The sequence below is a fragment of the Christiangramia flava JLT2011 genome (assembly GCF_001951155.1).
In the GTDB taxonomy this organism is placed as follows: domain Bacteria; phylum Bacteroidota; class Bacteroidia; order Flavobacteriales; family Flavobacteriaceae; genus Christiangramia; species Christiangramia flava.
Window position 1 is genome coordinate 2,017,710 of record NZ_CP016359.1, and the last position, 15,528, is coordinate 2,033,237.

The 15,528-nt window shown below is 41.3% G+C and carries 17 protein-coding genes; 15 read left to right on the forward strand and 2 right to left on the reverse strand.

What is annotated here, in order from left to right; translation table 11 throughout:
* Positions 1 to 3 precede the first annotated feature (3 nt).
* Genes GRFL_RS08750 through GRFL_RS08785 form a run of 8 tightly spaced genes read left to right on the forward strand, consistent with a single transcriptional unit; the run spans position 4 to position 6,619 of the window.
* The gene (locus GRFL_RS08750; RefSeq protein WP_423738266.1) at positions 4 to 1,359 is read left to right on the forward strand and encodes an SLC5/6 family protein; all 1,356 of its coding nucleotides are present in this window, start codon (positions 4 to 6) and stop codon (positions 1,357 to 1,359) included.
* Positions 1,344 to 2,168: a metallophosphoesterase family protein gene (locus GRFL_RS08755; protein ID WP_083644258.1), complete on the forward strand. Its 825-nt coding sequence runs from the start codon at positions 1,344 to 1,346 to the stop codon at positions 2,166 to 2,168. The genes GRFL_RS08750 and GRFL_RS08755 overlap by 16 nt, the downstream gene beginning before the upstream one ends.
* 46 nt (positions 2,169 to 2,214) lie before the next feature.
* A complete protein-coding gene (locus GRFL_RS08760) occupies positions 2,215 to 2,715 on the forward strand; it encodes a rhodanese-like domain-containing protein (protein WP_341475740.1) in 501 nt (166 codons plus the stop codon).
* Positions 2,715 to 3,338, forward strand: a complete 624-nt coding sequence (locus GRFL_RS08765) for a TIGR04282 family arsenosugar biosynthesis glycosyltransferase (RefSeq protein ID WP_083644260.1) — start codon at positions 2,715 to 2,717, stop codon at positions 3,336 to 3,338. The genes GRFL_RS08760 and GRFL_RS08765 overlap by 1 nt, the downstream gene beginning before the upstream one ends.
* Positions 3,335 to 4,147, forward strand: a complete 813-nt coding sequence (locus tag GRFL_RS08770) for a purine-nucleoside phosphorylase (protein ID WP_083644261.1) — start codon at positions 3,335 to 3,337, stop codon at positions 4,145 to 4,147. Before GRFL_RS08765 ends, GRFL_RS08770 begins: the two co-directional genes overlap by 4 nt.
* A 1-nt stretch (position 4,148) precedes the next feature.
* Complete coding sequence (arsM, locus tag GRFL_RS08775; protein WP_083644262.1) at positions 4,149 to 5,120, forward strand: arsenosugar biosynthesis arsenite methyltransferase ArsM; 972 nt, start codon at positions 4,149 to 4,151, stop codon at positions 5,118 to 5,120.
* A 10-nt stretch (positions 5,121 to 5,130) separates the two neighbouring features.
* Positions 5,131 to 5,931, forward strand: coding sequence for a DUF547 domain-containing protein (locus tag GRFL_RS08780; protein WP_083644263.1), 801 nt, complete (start codon positions 5,131 to 5,133; stop codon positions 5,929 to 5,931).
* Position 5,932: 1 nt separating this feature from the next.
* The gene (locus GRFL_RS08785) at positions 5,933 to 6,619 is read left to right on the forward strand and encodes a TIGR04283 family arsenosugar biosynthesis glycosyltransferase (RefSeq protein WP_083644264.1); all 687 of its coding nucleotides are present in this window, start codon (positions 5,933 to 5,935) and stop codon (positions 6,617 to 6,619) included.
* Here GRFL_RS08785 and GRFL_RS08790 read toward each other — a convergent pair.
* A complete protein-coding gene (locus GRFL_RS08790; RefSeq protein WP_083644265.1) occupies positions 6,609 to 7,652 on the reverse strand; it encodes a glycoside hydrolase family 113 in 1,044 nt (347 codons plus the stop codon). The genes GRFL_RS08785 and GRFL_RS08790 overlap by 11 nt on opposite strands.
* A gap of 105 nt (positions 7,653 to 7,757) precedes the next feature.
* Here GRFL_RS08790 and GRFL_RS08795 point away from each other — a divergent pair, with 105 nt between their 5' ends.
* The 7 genes from GRFL_RS08795 to GRFL_RS08820 are packed head-to-tail and all read left to right on the forward strand — an operon-like array spanning position 7,758 to position 14,885.
* Positions 7,758 to 9,050, forward strand: coding sequence for an NAD(P)/FAD-dependent oxidoreductase (locus GRFL_RS08795; RefSeq protein WP_083644266.1), 1,293 nt, complete (start codon positions 7,758 to 7,760; stop codon positions 9,048 to 9,050).
* Positions 9,047 to 10,630 carry a 4Fe-4S binding protein gene (locus GRFL_RS08800; RefSeq protein WP_083644267.1) on the forward strand — a complete coding sequence of 528 codons (1,584 nt, stop codon included), beginning with the start codon at positions 9,047 to 9,049 and terminating at the stop codon, positions 10,628 to 10,630. The genes GRFL_RS08795 and GRFL_RS08800 overlap by 4 nt, the downstream gene beginning before the upstream one ends.
* Positions 10,630 to 11,085, forward strand: a complete 456-nt coding sequence (locus tag GRFL_RS18215; protein WP_236995781.1) for a cyclase family protein — start codon at positions 10,630 to 10,632, stop codon at positions 11,083 to 11,085. Before GRFL_RS08800 ends, GRFL_RS18215 begins: the two co-directional genes overlap by 1 nt.
* Complete coding sequence (locus tag GRFL_RS18220; RefSeq protein ID WP_236995782.1) at positions 11,086 to 11,334, forward strand: cyclase family protein; 249 nt, start codon at positions 11,086 to 11,088, stop codon at positions 11,332 to 11,334.
* Positions 11,335 to 11,340: 6 nt separating this feature from the next.
* Entirely contained in the window at positions 11,341 to 12,036 is a 696-nt protein-coding gene (locus GRFL_RS08810; protein WP_083644268.1) for a glycosyltransferase family 2 protein, read from the forward strand.
* Complete coding sequence (locus tag GRFL_RS08815; protein ID WP_083644269.1) at positions 12,033 to 13,505, forward strand: cellulose synthase family protein; 1,473 nt, start codon at positions 12,033 to 12,035, stop codon at positions 13,503 to 13,505. Before GRFL_RS08810 ends, GRFL_RS08815 begins: the two co-directional genes overlap by 4 nt.
* A 24-nt stretch (positions 13,506 to 13,529) precedes the next feature.
* On the forward strand, positions 13,530 to 14,885 hold the full coding sequence (locus tag GRFL_RS08820) for an MptA/MptB family glycosyltransferase (RefSeq protein ID WP_083644270.1): 1,356 nt from the start codon (positions 13,530 to 13,532) through the stop codon (positions 14,883 to 14,885).
* On the opposite strand, the gene GRFL_RS08825 is transcribed toward GRFL_RS08820, so the two are convergent.
* The gene (locus GRFL_RS08825) at positions 14,877 to 15,527 is read right to left on the reverse strand and encodes a lipid-A-disaccharide synthase N-terminal domain-containing protein (protein WP_083644271.1); all 651 of its coding nucleotides are present in this window, start codon (positions 15,525 to 15,527) and stop codon (positions 14,877 to 14,879) included. The two genes, GRFL_RS08820 and GRFL_RS08825, sit on opposite strands and share 9 nt — an antisense overlap.
* Position 15,528: the final 1 nt, after the last annotated feature.

The following is a 15,528-nucleotide window of genomic DNA, read 5'->3' on the forward strand; positions in this document are numbered from 1 at the left end:
TAAATGCTCATAGATTTATCTGAAATAAACCCGGTTTACTGGCAATGGTGGCTGCTGATATTTTCCAGCATTGCCTTATTTATCATTTCTCCAAGAGCGCGATCTAAAAACCAGTTTTTTAGTGCCACGCTGGGAAAAAAGGCTCCCGGCTTTTTAACGCTCACGGGAAGTCTGATCATTTCCTGGGTTTTTGCCAAAAGTATTACCAATGCCGCCAATCTGGGGCTGGACTTCGGGATTGTTGGTGGTCTGGCTTATGCCGGTTACTACCTTTCTTTTGCTGTAGCTGGTGTGGTGATCTATTTATTACGAACGAAGGGCGGTTACAGTAGTATTCATCACTTTTTAATTTCGAAATTCGGAAGAGGCGCGATTGCCATTTTTTCCATTTTGATCAGTATTCGTTTGTTTAATGAAGTATGGTCCAATACCATGGTGATTGGTAGCTATTTTGGCGATATTGGAACATCTGAATATTATTGGTCGATTCTTGTCTTTACAGGTCTGACACTGGCCTACGCTATAAAAGGCGGGTTAAGCAGTTCTATTTTTACCGATGTGATCCAGATGGTTCTTTTTGGTTTGATGCTTTTTGTGATTCTCGCCTGTATTTTTAGTATTGGTGAACTGGAAGTTTCTGAAGTGATAAATTCCGGAACCTGGAGCATGTCTACCGGACTGAATTTACTCCTGGCGGCACTTTTACAATCCTTCAGTTATCCTTTTCATGATCCTGTGTTGACCGATCGAGGCTTCATTAGCAATCCCAAAATTACATTAAAGAGCTTTCTGTATTCCAGTGTCTTCGGCGGACTTTGTATCGTACTTTTCAGCATAATTGGTGTTTACGCACAAAAAGAAGGAATGGCAGGTCAGGCTGCTGTTGAGGTAGGAAAAGCTTTTGGTGTTGGAATATTGCTGATCATTAATTTTATAATGATCACTTCTGCTGCCTCCACACTCGATTCTACATTTTCTTCCTCTTCAAAATTATTGTCGGTAGATCTGAAATTTGGGAAAACAGTAAGAATAGGGAGGCTGGTGATGATCGGCGTGGCAGTTTTGGGTACGATCCCAATTTTCCTAGAAGCCGAAATTCTTTCAGCAACGACTATAAGTGGAACCATGGTCATTGGTTTGACCCCGGTTTTTATTTTCTGGAATAAAAAGGTTCCGAAAATTAGCTTTTATTTGAGCGTTTTCTGCGGATTATTTTTCGGGTTGCTGCTCGTTTTTGAAACTTTTCCCAAAAACCTGATTTTAACCGAAGGCCCTTATGCAGAGCTGTTATGGATCAATGTTTGGGGAATTTTAAGTTGTATAATCTTATTCTTTATTCCGAAATGGATAAAAAAATAAATGATATAGGAGAGTTGTCTGGAAAAATTCTCGTTTTTGGGGGAGTTTACAGCAATCTTCAGGCTTTGCAAAGCCTGCAAGAACTGGCTGAAGATCTTGATATTTCTCCGGAAAACTGTATTTGCACGGGCGATATAGTCGGTTATTGCTCGCAACCCGAGGAAACTATCCAGTTTTTCAGAAGTTGGGGAGCACAAACGATTGCCGGGAATGTGGAAATCCAGTTGGCGAATGATGAGGAGGATTGCGGATGCGATTTTCGCGAAGGTTCGCGTTGTGATGACTTTTCCAAAGAATGGTATCCATTTGCGAAAATGATGCTTTCAAAAGAATCGGTTAACCGGATGAAGAATATCCCTGAACACATTCAGTTTAGGTATGCCGGGAAAAAGGTTTTTGTGGTGCACGGTTCATTTTTCAATACTTCAGAATTTATTTTCAAATCAACCAGCTGGGATAAAAAACAGCAAAATTTCGATCATACGAAAAGTGATATCATCCTGGCGGGGCATTGCGGTTTGCCATTTTCAGATTCTAAAAACGAAAAACTTTGGATCAATCCTGGGGTTATCGGGATGCCGGCCAACGACGGCTCAAACAAGACCTGGTATGCGATCTTGGATGATAGCTCCAGTAATTTAGTTGAATTTCAGCAGCTGGAATATGATCACGTAAAAGCCAACGAGTTAATGCTTAAAAATAACCTGCCTGCTGCATATGCAGCTACTCTTAAAACTGGAATTTGGGATAATATGGAAATTCTTCCAGCCGAGGAAGCGTCCAGGCAGGGTGAATTGATCAGGTTTTAGATTACCATAACATCTACCGCCTGAATATTTTCGTAACTATTAAAAAATGATGAAATTATATATAAACCTGATAGTGATCCTTTTCGGCCTGAACCTGGCTCACGGCCAGCGTGATCTCAGGCATTTGCTTGAGAAATACAATAATCAGGAAGTGCCTTATGTATCGGTTCAGGAATTGAAAATGATGCAGACTAATCAAAAAGTGCTGGTTGCAGATGCAAGGGAGAAAAAGGAATATGATGTTAGTCATCTGCCTCAGGCCGAGTTTATTGGTTATAAAGAATTTTCCATTGAAAAGTTTTCACAGAAATTTAAAAATAAGTCTGCGCCCATCGTGGTATATTGCTCGATAGGTATCCGTTCTGAAAATATCGCTGAAAAGATCAGGAAAGCCGGTTATTCTAATGTATCTAATTTATACGGTGGAATATTTGAATGGAAAAATACCGGTTATGACGTTTTCAGGAATGGAAAGCCCACTGATAGTGTGCATGTTTTTTCTAAAAACTGGGCTAAATGGCTTACGAACGGTAAAAAAGTATATTAGTGACCTCAGAACAATCAGAAAAAAATCTTCTTTTAATCTTTACTAAAAATCCGGTGGCTGGAAAAGTCAAAACCAGGCTTGCAAAAGATGTAGGAGATAAAAAAGCACTGGAGATTTACCAGTTTTTATTAGATCATTCCGTTAAATTCACATCAAAAGTCGTTGCGACCAGGCAGGTTTGGTATTCCGATGAGATCAATAATAGTGATATCTGGGATAATGATCTTTTTCAAAAGAAAGAACAATTGTCCTCTCCGGACCTTGGTGAAAGGATGCAACATGCTTTTGAAAATGGATTCAGTGAGGGTTTTGAGAGAATTCTAATCATCGGGACAGACCTCTATGATATTTCTGAAGAAGATATCCGGCTTGCTTTCGAGTCTCTTAATAATCATGATTTCGTTATTGGCCCGGCAACTGATGGCGGATACTATTTATTAGGAATGAAATCCTTAAATTCGGAAATATTTAAAAACAAAAATTGGGGAACCAATACAGTGCTGGAGAATACGCTTCAGGATTTGCAAGAGTACCAGCTGAAGTTGATGGAGCCCCGAAATGATGTAGATTATCTGGATGATATTAGAGATCATCCGGCCTTCCAAAAATTTATAGAATTATGACAGACCGTATAGATGAATCGGTAGATTATTTGAAATCCCGCGGCTTCGGGGAGCCGGAAGTGGGGATCATCCTGGGCACCGGCCTTGGGCAGTTGCTGGATGATGTTGAGATCGAGAAAGAAGTAAGCTATAATCATATTCCCTATTTTCCCACGGCCACGGTCGAATTCCATAAGGGCAAGCTCATCTTTGGCAGTCTCGAAGGGAAAAAGGTTGTAATCATGCAGGGAAGATTTCATTTATATGAAGGCTATAGCCTTTTTGACGTAACCTATCCCGTTCGCGTCATGAAGCGTTTGGGAATGAAGCGTTTGCTGGTTTCCAATGCTTCCGGTGCGATCAATCTAAACTTCGGAAAAGGGGAGTTGATGCTCATCGAAGATCATATCAATTTGCAGGGTGGTTCGCCGCTGGCATTCCATGGAGTTGAAAAACTTGGGGAACGTTTTGTAGATATGAGCGAACCCTACAATAAAGAGATGAACGATATTTTTGAAGTGGCTGCCAAAAAGCACGATATCACGCTTCATAAAGGTGTCTATGCATCGGTCTTAGGTCCTCAACTGGAAACACGGGCGGAGTACCGCTATTTAAAAATGATCGGCGCAGATGCTGTGGGAATGAGTACCGTTCCTGAAGTGATCGTGGCTAATCATTTGCATATTCCTGTTGCCGCAATTTCAGTTATCACAGATCAGGGCGATCCTTCGAACCTTGAAAAGGTAGATATTCAGGATATTCTGGCCAATGCCGCGAAAGCAGAACCCAGTATGGTGAAATTATTTAAAGAATTACTTCAGCAAGTTTAATATGAGCAGTTACTTAGAAACAACCAAGAATGTCTATCGAGATGCGGCCTTAACGCCAGAAGTGGGGCTTTGCTGCACCACGAATCCTATTTGGGAACTTCCGGGGTTGAAAATTCCGAAGATCATGCAGGAAATGAATTATGGCTGCGGAAGCACCGTTCATGCAAGGGATCTTACCAATAATCCGCGAATTCTTTATGTTGGTGTTGGCGGAGGTATGGAACTGCTGCAATTCGCCTATTTTTCTCGTCAGAAAAATGGTGTGGTGGGCATTGATGTGGTTGATGAGATGCTGGAAGCTTCCAGGAAGAATTTTAAAGTTGCTGAAGAACAGAACCCCTGGTTCAAATCGGAATTTGTGGACCTGAAAAAAGGTGATGCTACAGATCTCCCTGTTGAAGACAATTCTATCGATGTTGCCGCACAGAACTGTCTTTTCAATATTTTCAAAACGGAAGAACTTACGAAAGCGCTTAAGGAAATGTATCGCGTACTGAAGCCTCATGGCAGGCTCGTGATGAGCGATCCAACCTGCGAACAGGAGATGAACGAGGAACTGCGTAATGATGAGCGCCTGCGAGCTTTATGCTTAAGCGGAAGCCTTTCAATAGCCGATTATGTTAAGGCGTTGACAGATGTTGGTTTCGGAACAATTGAAATTCGCGCAAGAAAACCTTACCGAATTCTGGATCCTAAAAACTATCCTACCGAAGAACTCGTATATATAGAGTCTATTGAAGTTGCTGCGATTAAAGATCCAATGCCCGAAGACGGACCATGTATTTTTACCGGTAAGGCGGCGATCTATTATGGAGAAGATGATCATTTTGATGATAAAAAAGGTCATGTTTTACTCAAAAATCAGCCACTGGCAGTATGCGATAAAACTGCGGGTGCACTGGCAGCGCTTGGACGAGACGATATATTCATCAGCGAATCTACTTTTCATTATGATGGTGGAGGCTGCTGCTAAAAATTAAACTATGAAAAAGTCATTTTTAAATCTTTCAGTTTTTGTAATAGGTATTTGTCTTTGCGCGTCCTGCTCGTTGCTTTCCAGCGCGGGACTGACAAGTAAAGGCCTGCCTTCTACACAGGTGCCAGATAAACTTACTTCTACCACGGCAAATTCCGCTGTAAATGTGGATCACGCTATATGGGACGAGTTACTGAAAAAACACGTGAAATCTAACGGAATGGTAGATTACAAGGATTTTAAAAATGACCGGGAGAAACTGAATAAATACCTGGAAATGTTATCTAACCAGGAGCCAACGAAAGACTGGTCTGTACAGGAACAATTGGCCTATTACATCAATTTGTACAATGCCTATACGGTTGACCTGATCTTAAAAAATTATCCGGTGAAAAGTATCAAGGATATTAAAGGAGCATGGACCAACGATTTTGTGAAAGTCGGCGATAAAACTATTTCGCTGGGAGGAATTGAGAATAGTATTCTTCGGAAAATGAAGGAACCGCGAATTCATTTTGCCATTAACTGCGCTTCCATGTCCTGCCCAAAATTGATGAACGAGGCCTATACCGCTGCGCATATCAATGAACAATTGGATAAAGCAGCCATTGAATTTATCAATTCCGATAAAAATGATATTTCGAAAAATTCAGCGAAACTTTCTTCAATTTTCGACTGGTATAAAAAGGATTTCACTGAAAACGGAACTGTAATAGATTATGTGAACAAGTTCTCGAATACCAAGATCAATTCGGGAGTGAGAATTACTTATAAAGATTACGACTGGAATTTAAATGAAATTAAATAGGATGCTGAGTATCATCATCCCGGTTTTTAATGAAGAGGCACAACTTCCGAAGCTGCTGGAACATTTATCGGTTGCTTCCGCAGGATTGATAAAGGAAATAATCGTGGTGGATGGTGGTAGTACCGATCGTACAGCCAGAATTGCAAAAGATCATCCAAAGGTTTTTTACCTTCCTTCAGATAAAGGGCGGGCGGTGCAAATGAACACGGGTGCCAGTATCGCAAAAGGTGAAATCCTGTATTTTCTTCATGCTGATAGTTTTCCTCCAGTGCATTTTGATCAGCTTATAATTGATGCGGTCAAGAAGGGAAAGAAAGCCGGTTGTTTTCAAATGAAATTTGATAAAAATCACTGGTGGCTTAACTTAATGGGCCAATTCACCAAAGTGAACCATATTTCGTGTCGGGGAGGCGATCAGTCTTTATTTGTCGAAAAGGACTTATTCCATGAAATAGGAGGTTTTGATGAAAATTATAAGGTCTATGAGGATAATGAGATAATAAGGCGCCTATATATTAAAAAGCAATTTACGGTTATCAAGCAGTGGATCACTACTTCTGCCAGGCTCTACAATCGTCTTGGCGTTTGGAATACCCAACGACTTTTTATAGAGATTTACTGGAAGAGAAGGCGAGGTGCTACAGCAGAAGAACTCTACAGCCATTACTACAAGCGGGTTAACGCTTAAATTTCCTGTAGTATTCTTTTATGGTATTTTCCGCAGGTTTATTTTGCGGAGTAAAACGATCGTTTTCAAGTCCGCCGCTGGTTTCATGCTGATGCCATTTCCAAAGAAACCCTCCTGCAAACCAGTTTTCTGTCCAGAATTCCTGGTAGGTGGCTTCCAGAGCGCGAGCTTGTAAACCATGATTCGTTTCAGTTTTTTCCCTGCCCGAATGCCAGGGCTCTTTTACAGCAAAATCAATACTTCGGTAACCGTATTCTGTAAAGAGAACGGGTTTGTCATATTCCTCGGAAAGATCTTTCAACATCGATTTATGTTTCTGCCAGCCCGACCTGATTTCCTGTAGTTTCGGTGCGACTTTGTCGCTTAATGGGAAGTATGCATCGACACCAATATAATCCAGCGATTTCCAAATTTCTGTTTGATCTACTTTATCCCAGTTTTCAGCATAAACAAGTTTGCCATGATATTGATCACGAATTTCAGCAATCAATTCACCCCAGAATTCAGGCCTGTTTTTTACAAAATTGTAGAGTTCTGTGCCGATACAGAAAAGTTCCACCTGGTGTTTTTCGGCGATTTCAACATACAGCAAAATATATTCCCGGTAAGAGTTTTCGAATTGAGCCCAGTCTTGATCAGTTTTAAAATTAAGATCTCCGGTAAATGATCCATTCCGAAGCCAGATGTGTGGCTTCATCATCACTTTTATGTTATGCTGATGCAATTTGTCTATTGCCTGTTCAATGCCTTCCACCCGCTCCCCAAACCATTGCCTGTCTGAATTAAAATGTAACTCGGGAGAATCTTCCGAACTAAGAAAAGCATAGGGCATCAACGCAGCGGCGTTTGCGTTGATATCTATCAATCGGTTTGCCTGTTTTTCCGTTAGGCTATCGCGAGAAGCGACCAGGCTTATCCCATTGTACTTTTTCAGTAATTGATCAGATTGGCAGGAACTGGCAGAAACCCAAAGCAACATCAGCAAAAGCATGCTGGAAAAATCATTTCTAAAAAGCAATTTGGTAGTTTTCATCTTAATTGAATACGGTCTTGGGATTCTGCTATATTTCTGCGTACTTTACTATGCAGGACTTCCGCAATTCTCAGCGACAGTTCATTGCCAAATTATGAAATTTTCATGAAGCATATTGTTATTCTTGGCAACGGAATTTCCGGCATCACTGCAGCTCGTCATATTCGGAAAAGATCAGATCATAAGATCACGATAATTTCCGGGGAATCAGATTATTTCTTTTCCAGAACAGCTTTGATGTATGTTTATATGGGTCATATGAAATGGGATCATTTACAGCCCTATGAAAACTGGTTCTGGGAGAAGAATGACCTGAACCTGGTGAAAGCCTGGGTGGAAAAGATCGATTTTGATCAGAAAAAATTAAGACTTTCTTCCGGAAGCCCGATAGAATACGATCAATTAGTCCTGGCTACAGGTTCAATCCCGAATAAATTCGGTTGGGAAGGGCAGGATTTGCCTGGCGTGCAGGGACTGGTTAGTAAACAGGATTTGATCGAGCTGGAAGAAAATACCAAATTCACCCGAAAAGCAGTGATTGTTGGTGGAGGTTTGATAGGCGTGGAACTGGCAGAAATGCTTAGAACACGTAAGATCGAGGTTACTATGCTCGTTCGGGAAAAAGAGTTCTGGCATAGCGTTCTGCCACTAAAAGATGCTAAAATGATTGCTGAACATATCGAATCTCACGGAGTGAAAATTCTGAAAGAGACCCAGCTTGAAACGATCAATCCAGGTGAAAATGGTAGGGTGCGATCGGTTACTACCTCAACCGGAGAAGAAATTGAATGTGAACTGGTAGGCCTTTGTGCCGGGGTGAGACCGGCAATTGAATTTTTAAAAGGTTCAGAATTAGAAACTGATAATGGAATTCTCGTTAATGAATTTCTGGAAACGAATATTCCTGATGTTTATGCAATTGGAGACTGCGCACAGCAGCGAAAGGCGATCGGTCAGCGAAAACCTGTGGAGGCTGTTTGGTATACAGGCCGTATGATGGGTGAAACTGTGGCCCTGACTTTAACCGGGAATAAGCAAAAATACAATCCCGGAAACTGGTTCAATTCGGCTAAATTTTTCGATGTGGAATATCAAACATATGGCTGGGTATGGTCAAAACCGAAGGAATATGAAAAACACTTTCGCTGGCAACATACCACTGAACCTAGAGCAATCACGATTTCTTTTAATTCGGAAACAGAATTGTTTCAGGGAATCAATACGTATGGAATCAGGCTTCGGCATGAAGTGATCGATCGCTGGCTGAATGAACAGCGTAAAATTGGTTATGTACTGGCAAATCTTAAAGAGGCCAATTTCGATCCGGAGTTTTATGATCGTTATGAAAAACAAATATTTCAAAGTTTTAAAAATAACCTGCAGCAGGCAACGATATGAGTAGAATAGAACATAATATGGCTATGACCGGTGAAAGCCCGGCATCTATTTCAACAATTCAGAAAATTGCCACAACCGCGGGATTAATTGGTTTGAGCATTTTGCTGTTGGCAGTTGCAAACGTCAGTTTTCCGAATAAAGCACTTTTTCTAAGTCTGTCTTTAGGTTTGATCAGCATTGGAACCATTGTTTTTGCGGTCCATGCTTACAATGGTAAGCATGCCGGAATCAAAAATGACGGTGTCTGGTTTAAATCCATGACCAATCGTGGAATTCTGGGTTGGATAGCAGGAATTGCCCTCACACTGTTTTATATTATTCTTTATTGGTTTCCACAATATTTGGGACTCAATGCGGAAGGTGACAATACGGGTGTCATAGCACTTTTTGATCCTTTAAGCCGAATTATTAGTGGTAATCCTGCCAGCCAGTGGTTTGTGTACGGAACGCTTTATACGCTGGCAATTTTGATTTTCGGCTTTAAATTTATTCTGAAATATCGCCATAACAGGTACGAAGTGATTCGCACAATTTCGGTCATGTTCTTCCAGACTGCTTTCGCGTTTATCATCCCGGAGATTCTGGCAAAACTGAACGAACCTTATTACGATTTCAAAAATATCTGGCCACTCAATTACGACCTGTTCGCCGGTTATCGCATCGACGGATTCCTGTCTGCTGGTAATTTGGGTGTTTTGATGCTCATCTTCGGAATTATTTCCATTTTCGTGATCACACCAATCCTTACTTACAGGTATGGCAAAAGGTGGTATTGCTCCTGGGTTTGTGGTTGTGGTGGTCTCGCAGAAACTGCCGGAGACCCTTATCGCCATTTGTCTGATAAATCGCAGTTTGCCTGGAAGGTCGAGCGCTGGGTCATACATTCCGTTTTGGTTTTTGTAACGGTAATGACCATTGCCGTTGTTTATTCCTACCTCGGTGAAAATGCCGATCGTTTCTGGCTGACCAAAGATCTCTTTTTATGGGGCATGGCCGGACTGCTTACGGTAATTTTCAGTTTGATCATGATATTTAAGCGCAACGAACTGGCAAAGGATGCCAAAATTGGTGCCATTGCGTATCTCGCCATCATTTTAGGAATTATTTCGATCAACTATTTCGGTGGGAATTATAATATCTTCTTTTTTGATGCTTATAAATTGCGTGAATGGTATGGTTTTCTGATTGGCGCAGCATTTTCCGGGGTAATTGGTGTTGGATTTTACCCAATCTTCGGAAGTCGCGTCTGGTGCCGTTTTGGATGCCCTATGGCGGCGATCCTTGGAATGCAGCAGCGTTTGTTTTCCAAATTCCGAATAACGACAAATGGGGGGCAGTGTATTTCCTGTGGTAATTGTTCCACTTATTGCGAAATGGGCATCGATGTTCGCGCGTACGCCCAGAAAGGTCAGAATATCGTTCGCTCCAGTTGTGTGGGCTGCGGAATTTGTTCTGCGGTTTGTCCGCGTGGTGTTTTAAAACTGGAAAATGCTTCAACAAAAAACAGGATTAATTCTGAAGAAGTGCTTCTTGGAAACGACGTAAACCTGTTAGATTTGCTGAACCAGAAATCAGAATAATGGAAATTATTGATCTGAGCCAGGAAATTTACGATGGAATGCCTGTCTATAAAGTTCTTCCTGAAGTGAAAATCTGCATGCATGCTTCGCATGAAGAATGGAATGGGGAAGAGATCATTGGCGAGCCAACTCCAAGTGTATATAAGCTGGAAATGAGCGAACATACCGGCACGCATGTGGATGCTTTAAGCCATATGCGGAAGGAGGATAAAGGTAAATCTATAGACACCATGCCGCTGAGCATGTTTTATACGGAGGGTCTTTGCCTTGATTTTTCTGAAAAGGGATTGAAGGAGATCATTACTTCTGAAGAAATTCAGCAAAAACTAAAAGATATCGATGAAACTCTGAAAGCTGGCGATACTATTTTGCTCCATACGGGTCATTATCAAAAGCATTTTAATACTGAAAACTGGCCCGACGGACCGGGAATTTCAGCTGAAGCCGCCAGGTGAATGGGAAACCATGGGATCTCAGCATTTGGTGTGGAGACCATGTCGCCAGGCGTTCCGAAGATTTCCAATAAAGAAGTCCACCACATTTGCGGGGAATTGGGATTTACGCATTATGAAAATATGATCAACCTGGATAAACTGGTGGACCGAGGCCGTTTCAGATTTTGTGCTTTTCCGCTTAAAATACGAGGAGGAACCGGTTCGCCTGTAAGAGCCGTGGCAATTTTCGACCAATCACAAAATTTTTAGCAACTCTTGCAGCATTCAATAATCAAGGTTATTATTCCAGCCCATAACGAGGCAGATTCGATTGGTCATGTTATAAACGATATTCCAGGCTATGTTGAGGAGGTGATCGTGGTAAGTAATAATTCGACCGATGCTACGGAAGAAGTTGCAAGAAAAGCCGGAGCTACGGTACTTTCCGAAGCTCAGAAAGGTTATGGTTATGCGTGTTTAAACGGAATGGCGCATATCGCCGCACAAAACCAAAAGCCTGATATTATCGTATTTCTTGATGGTGATTATAGTGATTTTCCGCAGGAAATGGACCTGATTTTAAAGCCGATCCAGGAAGAAAATAAAGACCTGGTCATTGGTGCCAGGGTTGCTGAATGGCGGGAAAAAGGCTCCATGACCTTTCCGCAGATCTTCGGAAACTGGCTTGCCACATCACTGATGAAAGTATTTTTCAAATCAGAGTTTACAGATCTTGGACCATTTCGGGCGATCAAATATGAGAAATTGCTGCAATTGCAAATGGAAGACAAGACTTATGGCTGGACCGTTGAAATGCAGCTGAAAGCTTTACGACAAAACTTAAGCTATGCCGAGGTTCCCGTTCACTACAGAAACCGGATAGGCGTATCAAAAGTTTCCGGAACGGTGAAAGGTGCTATATTTGCAGGCATAAAAATCCTTGGCTGGATCTTTAAATACAGTTTTAAATGATTGATAGTGCGATAATTGTTGTGTACACGCTGGCTTTACTGGTGATTTTCCTGTACAGCCTGTCCCAACTGCATTTATTGATCAATTATTTCCGCGCGAAACGAAGCGTCGATACTTCAGAAAAATTTGATTTTAATGTTGAAGGGTATCCGCAGGTAACCATCCAGCTGCCACTTTACAATGAATATTACGTGGTGGAGCGACTGCTTCGGAATATTGCCAAAATAGATTATCCAAAAAATAAGCTGGAGATCCAGGTTTTAGATGATTCCACCGATCAGTCTGTTTTAAAAACGGCAGGAATTATTTCGGAATTACAAAATGACGGGTTGAATATTCAGCATATCCGAAGAGAAAAACGTGTCGGTTTTAAAGCCGGGGCATTGAAGGAAGGTTTGCAGATCGCCAGCGGGGAATTCATCGCGGTATTCGATTCTGATTTCGTTCCGGGAGAAAACTGGCTGAAAGAAACCGTTCCATATTTTAAGAACGAAAATATAGGCGTGGTGCAGACGCGCTGGGGTCATTTGAATCGCGATTATTCATTGCTGACCAGAATTCAGGCATTTGCTCTGGACTTTCATTTTATTCTGGAGCAAACCGGTAGAAACTTCGGGAGGAATTTTATCAATTTTAATGGTACAGCCGGCATCTGGCGAAGAGAGTGTATTCTTGATGCCGGTAATTGGAGTGGCGATACGTTAACCGAAGATCTGGACCTAAGTTACCGCGCCCAGATGAAAAAATGGGATTTCAAATACCTCGAGAATGTCGAAACTCCGGCTGAATTGCCGGTTGTGATCAGTGCGGCACGAAGTCAGCAATTTAGGTGGAATAAAGGCGCAGCTGAAAATTTCAGAAAAAATTACTGGAAATTGCTGAATGATTCATCGGTTTCTTTTAGTACCAAATTTCATGGTTTCTTTCACTTGCTGAATTCCAGCATGTTTTTGATCGTTTTACTACTGTCGATCCTAAGTGTTCCAGTTCTGTATATAAAAAGCACCAATCCTGCATTCAGCTGGTATTTTAATGTTCTTGCCGCTTTTGCCGTAAGTACCTTGATCTTTTTTGTTTGCTATTATGTGGCTTATGCCCGTATTCATGGAAATTCTTTCAGAACATTTTTCAGGTTTATCGGGATGTTTTTGACGTTTTTCTCTATCGCTATGGGATTTTCTGTTCACAACAGCCTGGCAGTTCTGGAAGGACATTTTGGAAAAAAATCTGAATTTATTCGTACGCCGAAATTTAATATCTCCAACCTGAAAGACAGCTGGAAAGGAAATCGTTATTTAAGCGGCCGCTTTTCTAAAAATATCGTGATCGAAGGTTTGCTGTTTCTCTATTTCGGTTTTGCCATTTGGAGCGCATTCCATTTAAATGACTTCGGATTACTTGTTTTTCACCTTATGTTGTTCAGCGGATTCGGTTTTGTTTTCTTCAATAGTCTGAAAGCCGAAGTTTAGCTATTTTAGCGGCAAAGCTTTTTGATGGATCTTAAGAAATTGCAACTTTACAAATTGCCGATCATCTTCGTGCTGTCCTGTACAGCTTTCTATTTTTCTTTCGCTTACGATCTCGATCGTACCGATTTTTTCAAATTAGCCGGATTATACCTGGCATTATTTTACTTAAGCTTTAATCTGATACAAATGCAGAAAAATAATTTCTGGTTTCTGGCCGGAGCTGCATTGGTATTTCGGTTAGTGTGGTTACTGGCGCTTCCAGATCTTTCCCAGGATTATTTCCGGTTTATTTGGGATGGAAGGCTTATTGCTGAAGGAATGAATCCATATCAGTTTACGCCAGATCAACTAATGCAGCAACCAGATTTTAATTTATCCCAAGGCGGGGAACTGGTTGCCGGAATGGGTAATTTAAGTGCTGGTCATTATTCGAATTATCCTCCGGTGAGTCAGTTGATCTTTGGAATCGCGGGATTTCTATCGCCAGAAAGCATTCTTGGCTCTGTGGTGGTCATGCGCATCATTTTAATACTGGCAGATATCGGGACGCTCTTTATTGGCTGGAAGCTGCTAAAAAAGCTTGATTTGCCCCAACATCGTATTTTCTGGTATATTCTGAATCCTTTTGTGATCATCGAGCTTACCGGTAATCTGCATTTTGAAGGTGTTATGGCTTTCTTTCTGGTGTTTTCCCTGTACTTGCTCTATCAGAAAAAATGGTTGCTTTCGGCTGTTTTGATGGGTTTAGCCATCTCGGTAAAACTTTTGCCCTTAGTGCTGTTGCCATTTTTGATTCCTTATTTCAGGGAAAAGAGAAATCTTTTAAAATTGCCGGTTTATTATCTTGTTACCAGCCTCGTGGTAATGGTCAGTTTTCTTCCATTTTATTCCGAAGAGGTGGTTCAAAATTTTTCTTCCAGTATAGGGCTGTGGTTTGATAAATTTGAATGGAATGCGAGTATTTATTATATCGTTCGCTGGTTCGGTTACCTGGATAAAGGCTATAATATTATCGAAAGTGCAGGGACAGCTCTGGCGATCTGTACCTTTTTACTAATTATGATCCTGACTTTTCTTCGGAAAGCTGAAAACCTGAAACAGCTTTTCACCAGTATGCTTTTTGCGGTAAGTATATATCTACTGTTTTCCACGACCGTTCATCCGTGGTATTTAACCATCCCATTGATGCTCTCGATTTTTACAAGTTTCAGGTATATGATCATCTGGACCCTGGTGATCATTCTTAGTTATGTTGCCTATTCCAACCCGGAATACCAGGAGAATCTATGGCTGGTAGCACTGGAATATCTGGCAGTTGCTTCGTATTTTATGTTGGAATTATTCGGAAGAAAAAAGCCTTTTCAGGCACTGCTAACATAAATGTTTTGGATGCTCTTCCTGGCAGCTGGCTTTCTTGATGAGGTAAAGATTTCGGACATAAATTAACGCGCCGAAAAAGTGAGCCGACATTAAAACCGGATCTTTTCTGAAAATTCCATAAGTAAAAAGAATACAGGAGCCAATTAAGCTAAGAATCCAGAATATTCGAGGCAGGCTGGATTCGTTATGTTTTTCTGAATAATACCACTGATAGAAGAATCTGGAGGTGTAAACGATCTGCCCAACGATTCCCATAATTACGATCCATTCCGAAAGATTCTCACCTTTAAAAAGATCGCTCCAGTTCAGGTTTCCGAAGAAAATCACGTAGGCGACCAATAGAAAAGGGATAATGGTTGTGCTAATTTTGAAGATAATATTGCGATCGCTCCATTCATGCTGAATTTTAAGATTACGCCAATAAAGACCATAGGTTAGGAACTGGCCAATCATGATCGCAAGGTCATTCCGAAGAAAACCGTAGATAAAAAGAAAAATGGCGCCGAGCAGGCTCAGTTTCCAGAAGAGTACCGGCGTTTCGACTTTTTTGGACTTTTCAGATTTTAACCATTGCGTGATCAGCCTCGCTGAAAAAAGCAATTGCGCTAAAAATCCTAATCCGAATACCAACCAGTTTCCCATA

Coding starts and splice junctions, on each gene's coding strand:
- GRFL_RS08780 (WP_083644263.1), top strand. CDS start 5,131: ATGAAAAAGTCATTTTTAAATCTTTCAGTTTTTGTAATAGGTATTTGT.
- GRFL_RS08795 (WP_083644266.1), top strand. CDS start 7,758: ATGAAGCATATTGTTATTCTTGGCAACGGAATTTCCGGCATCACTGCA.
- GRFL_RS08770 (WP_083644261.1), top strand. CDS start 3,335: ATGACAGACCGTATAGATGAATCGGTAGATTATTTGAAATCCCGCGGC.
- GRFL_RS08815 (WP_083644269.1), top strand. CDS start 12,033: ATGATTGATAGTGCGATAATTGTTGTGTACACGCTGGCTTTACTGGTG.
- GRFL_RS08755 (WP_083644258.1), top strand. CDS start 1,344: ATGGATAAAAAAATAAATGATATAGGAGAGTTGTCTGGAAAAATTCTC.
- GRFL_RS08820 (WP_083644270.1), top strand. CDS start 13,530: ATGGATCTTAAGAAATTGCAACTTTACAAATTGCCGATCATCTTCGTG.
- GRFL_RS18220 (WP_236995782.1), top strand. CDS start 11,086: ATGGGAAACCATGGGATCTCAGCATTTGGTGTGGAGACCATGTCGCCA.
- GRFL_RS08750 (WP_423738266.1), top strand. CDS start 4: ATGCTCATAGATTTATCTGAAATAAACCCGGTTTACTGGCAATGGTGG.
- GRFL_RS18215 (WP_236995781.1), top strand. CDS start 10,630: ATGGAAATTATTGATCTGAGCCAGGAAATTTACGATGGAATGCCTGTC.
- GRFL_RS08785 (WP_083644264.1), top strand. CDS start 5,933: ATGCTGAGTATCATCATCCCGGTTTTTAATGAAGAGGCACAACTTCCG.
- arsM (WP_083644262.1), top strand. CDS start 4,149: ATGAGCAGTTACTTAGAAACAACCAAGAATGTCTATCGAGATGCGGCC.
- GRFL_RS08825 (WP_083644271.1), bottom strand. CDS start 15,527: ATGGGAAACTGGTTGGTATTCGGATTAGGATTTTTAGCGCAATTGCTT.
- GRFL_RS08760 (WP_341475740.1), top strand. CDS start 2,215: ATGATGAAATTATATATAAACCTGATAGTGATCCTTTTCGGCCTGAAC.
- GRFL_RS08800 (WP_083644267.1), top strand. CDS start 9,047: ATGAGTAGAATAGAACATAATATGGCTATGACCGGTGAAAGCCCGGCA.
- GRFL_RS08790 (WP_083644265.1), bottom strand. CDS start 7,652: ATGAAAACTACCAAATTGCTTTTTAGAAATGATTTTTCCAGCATGCTT.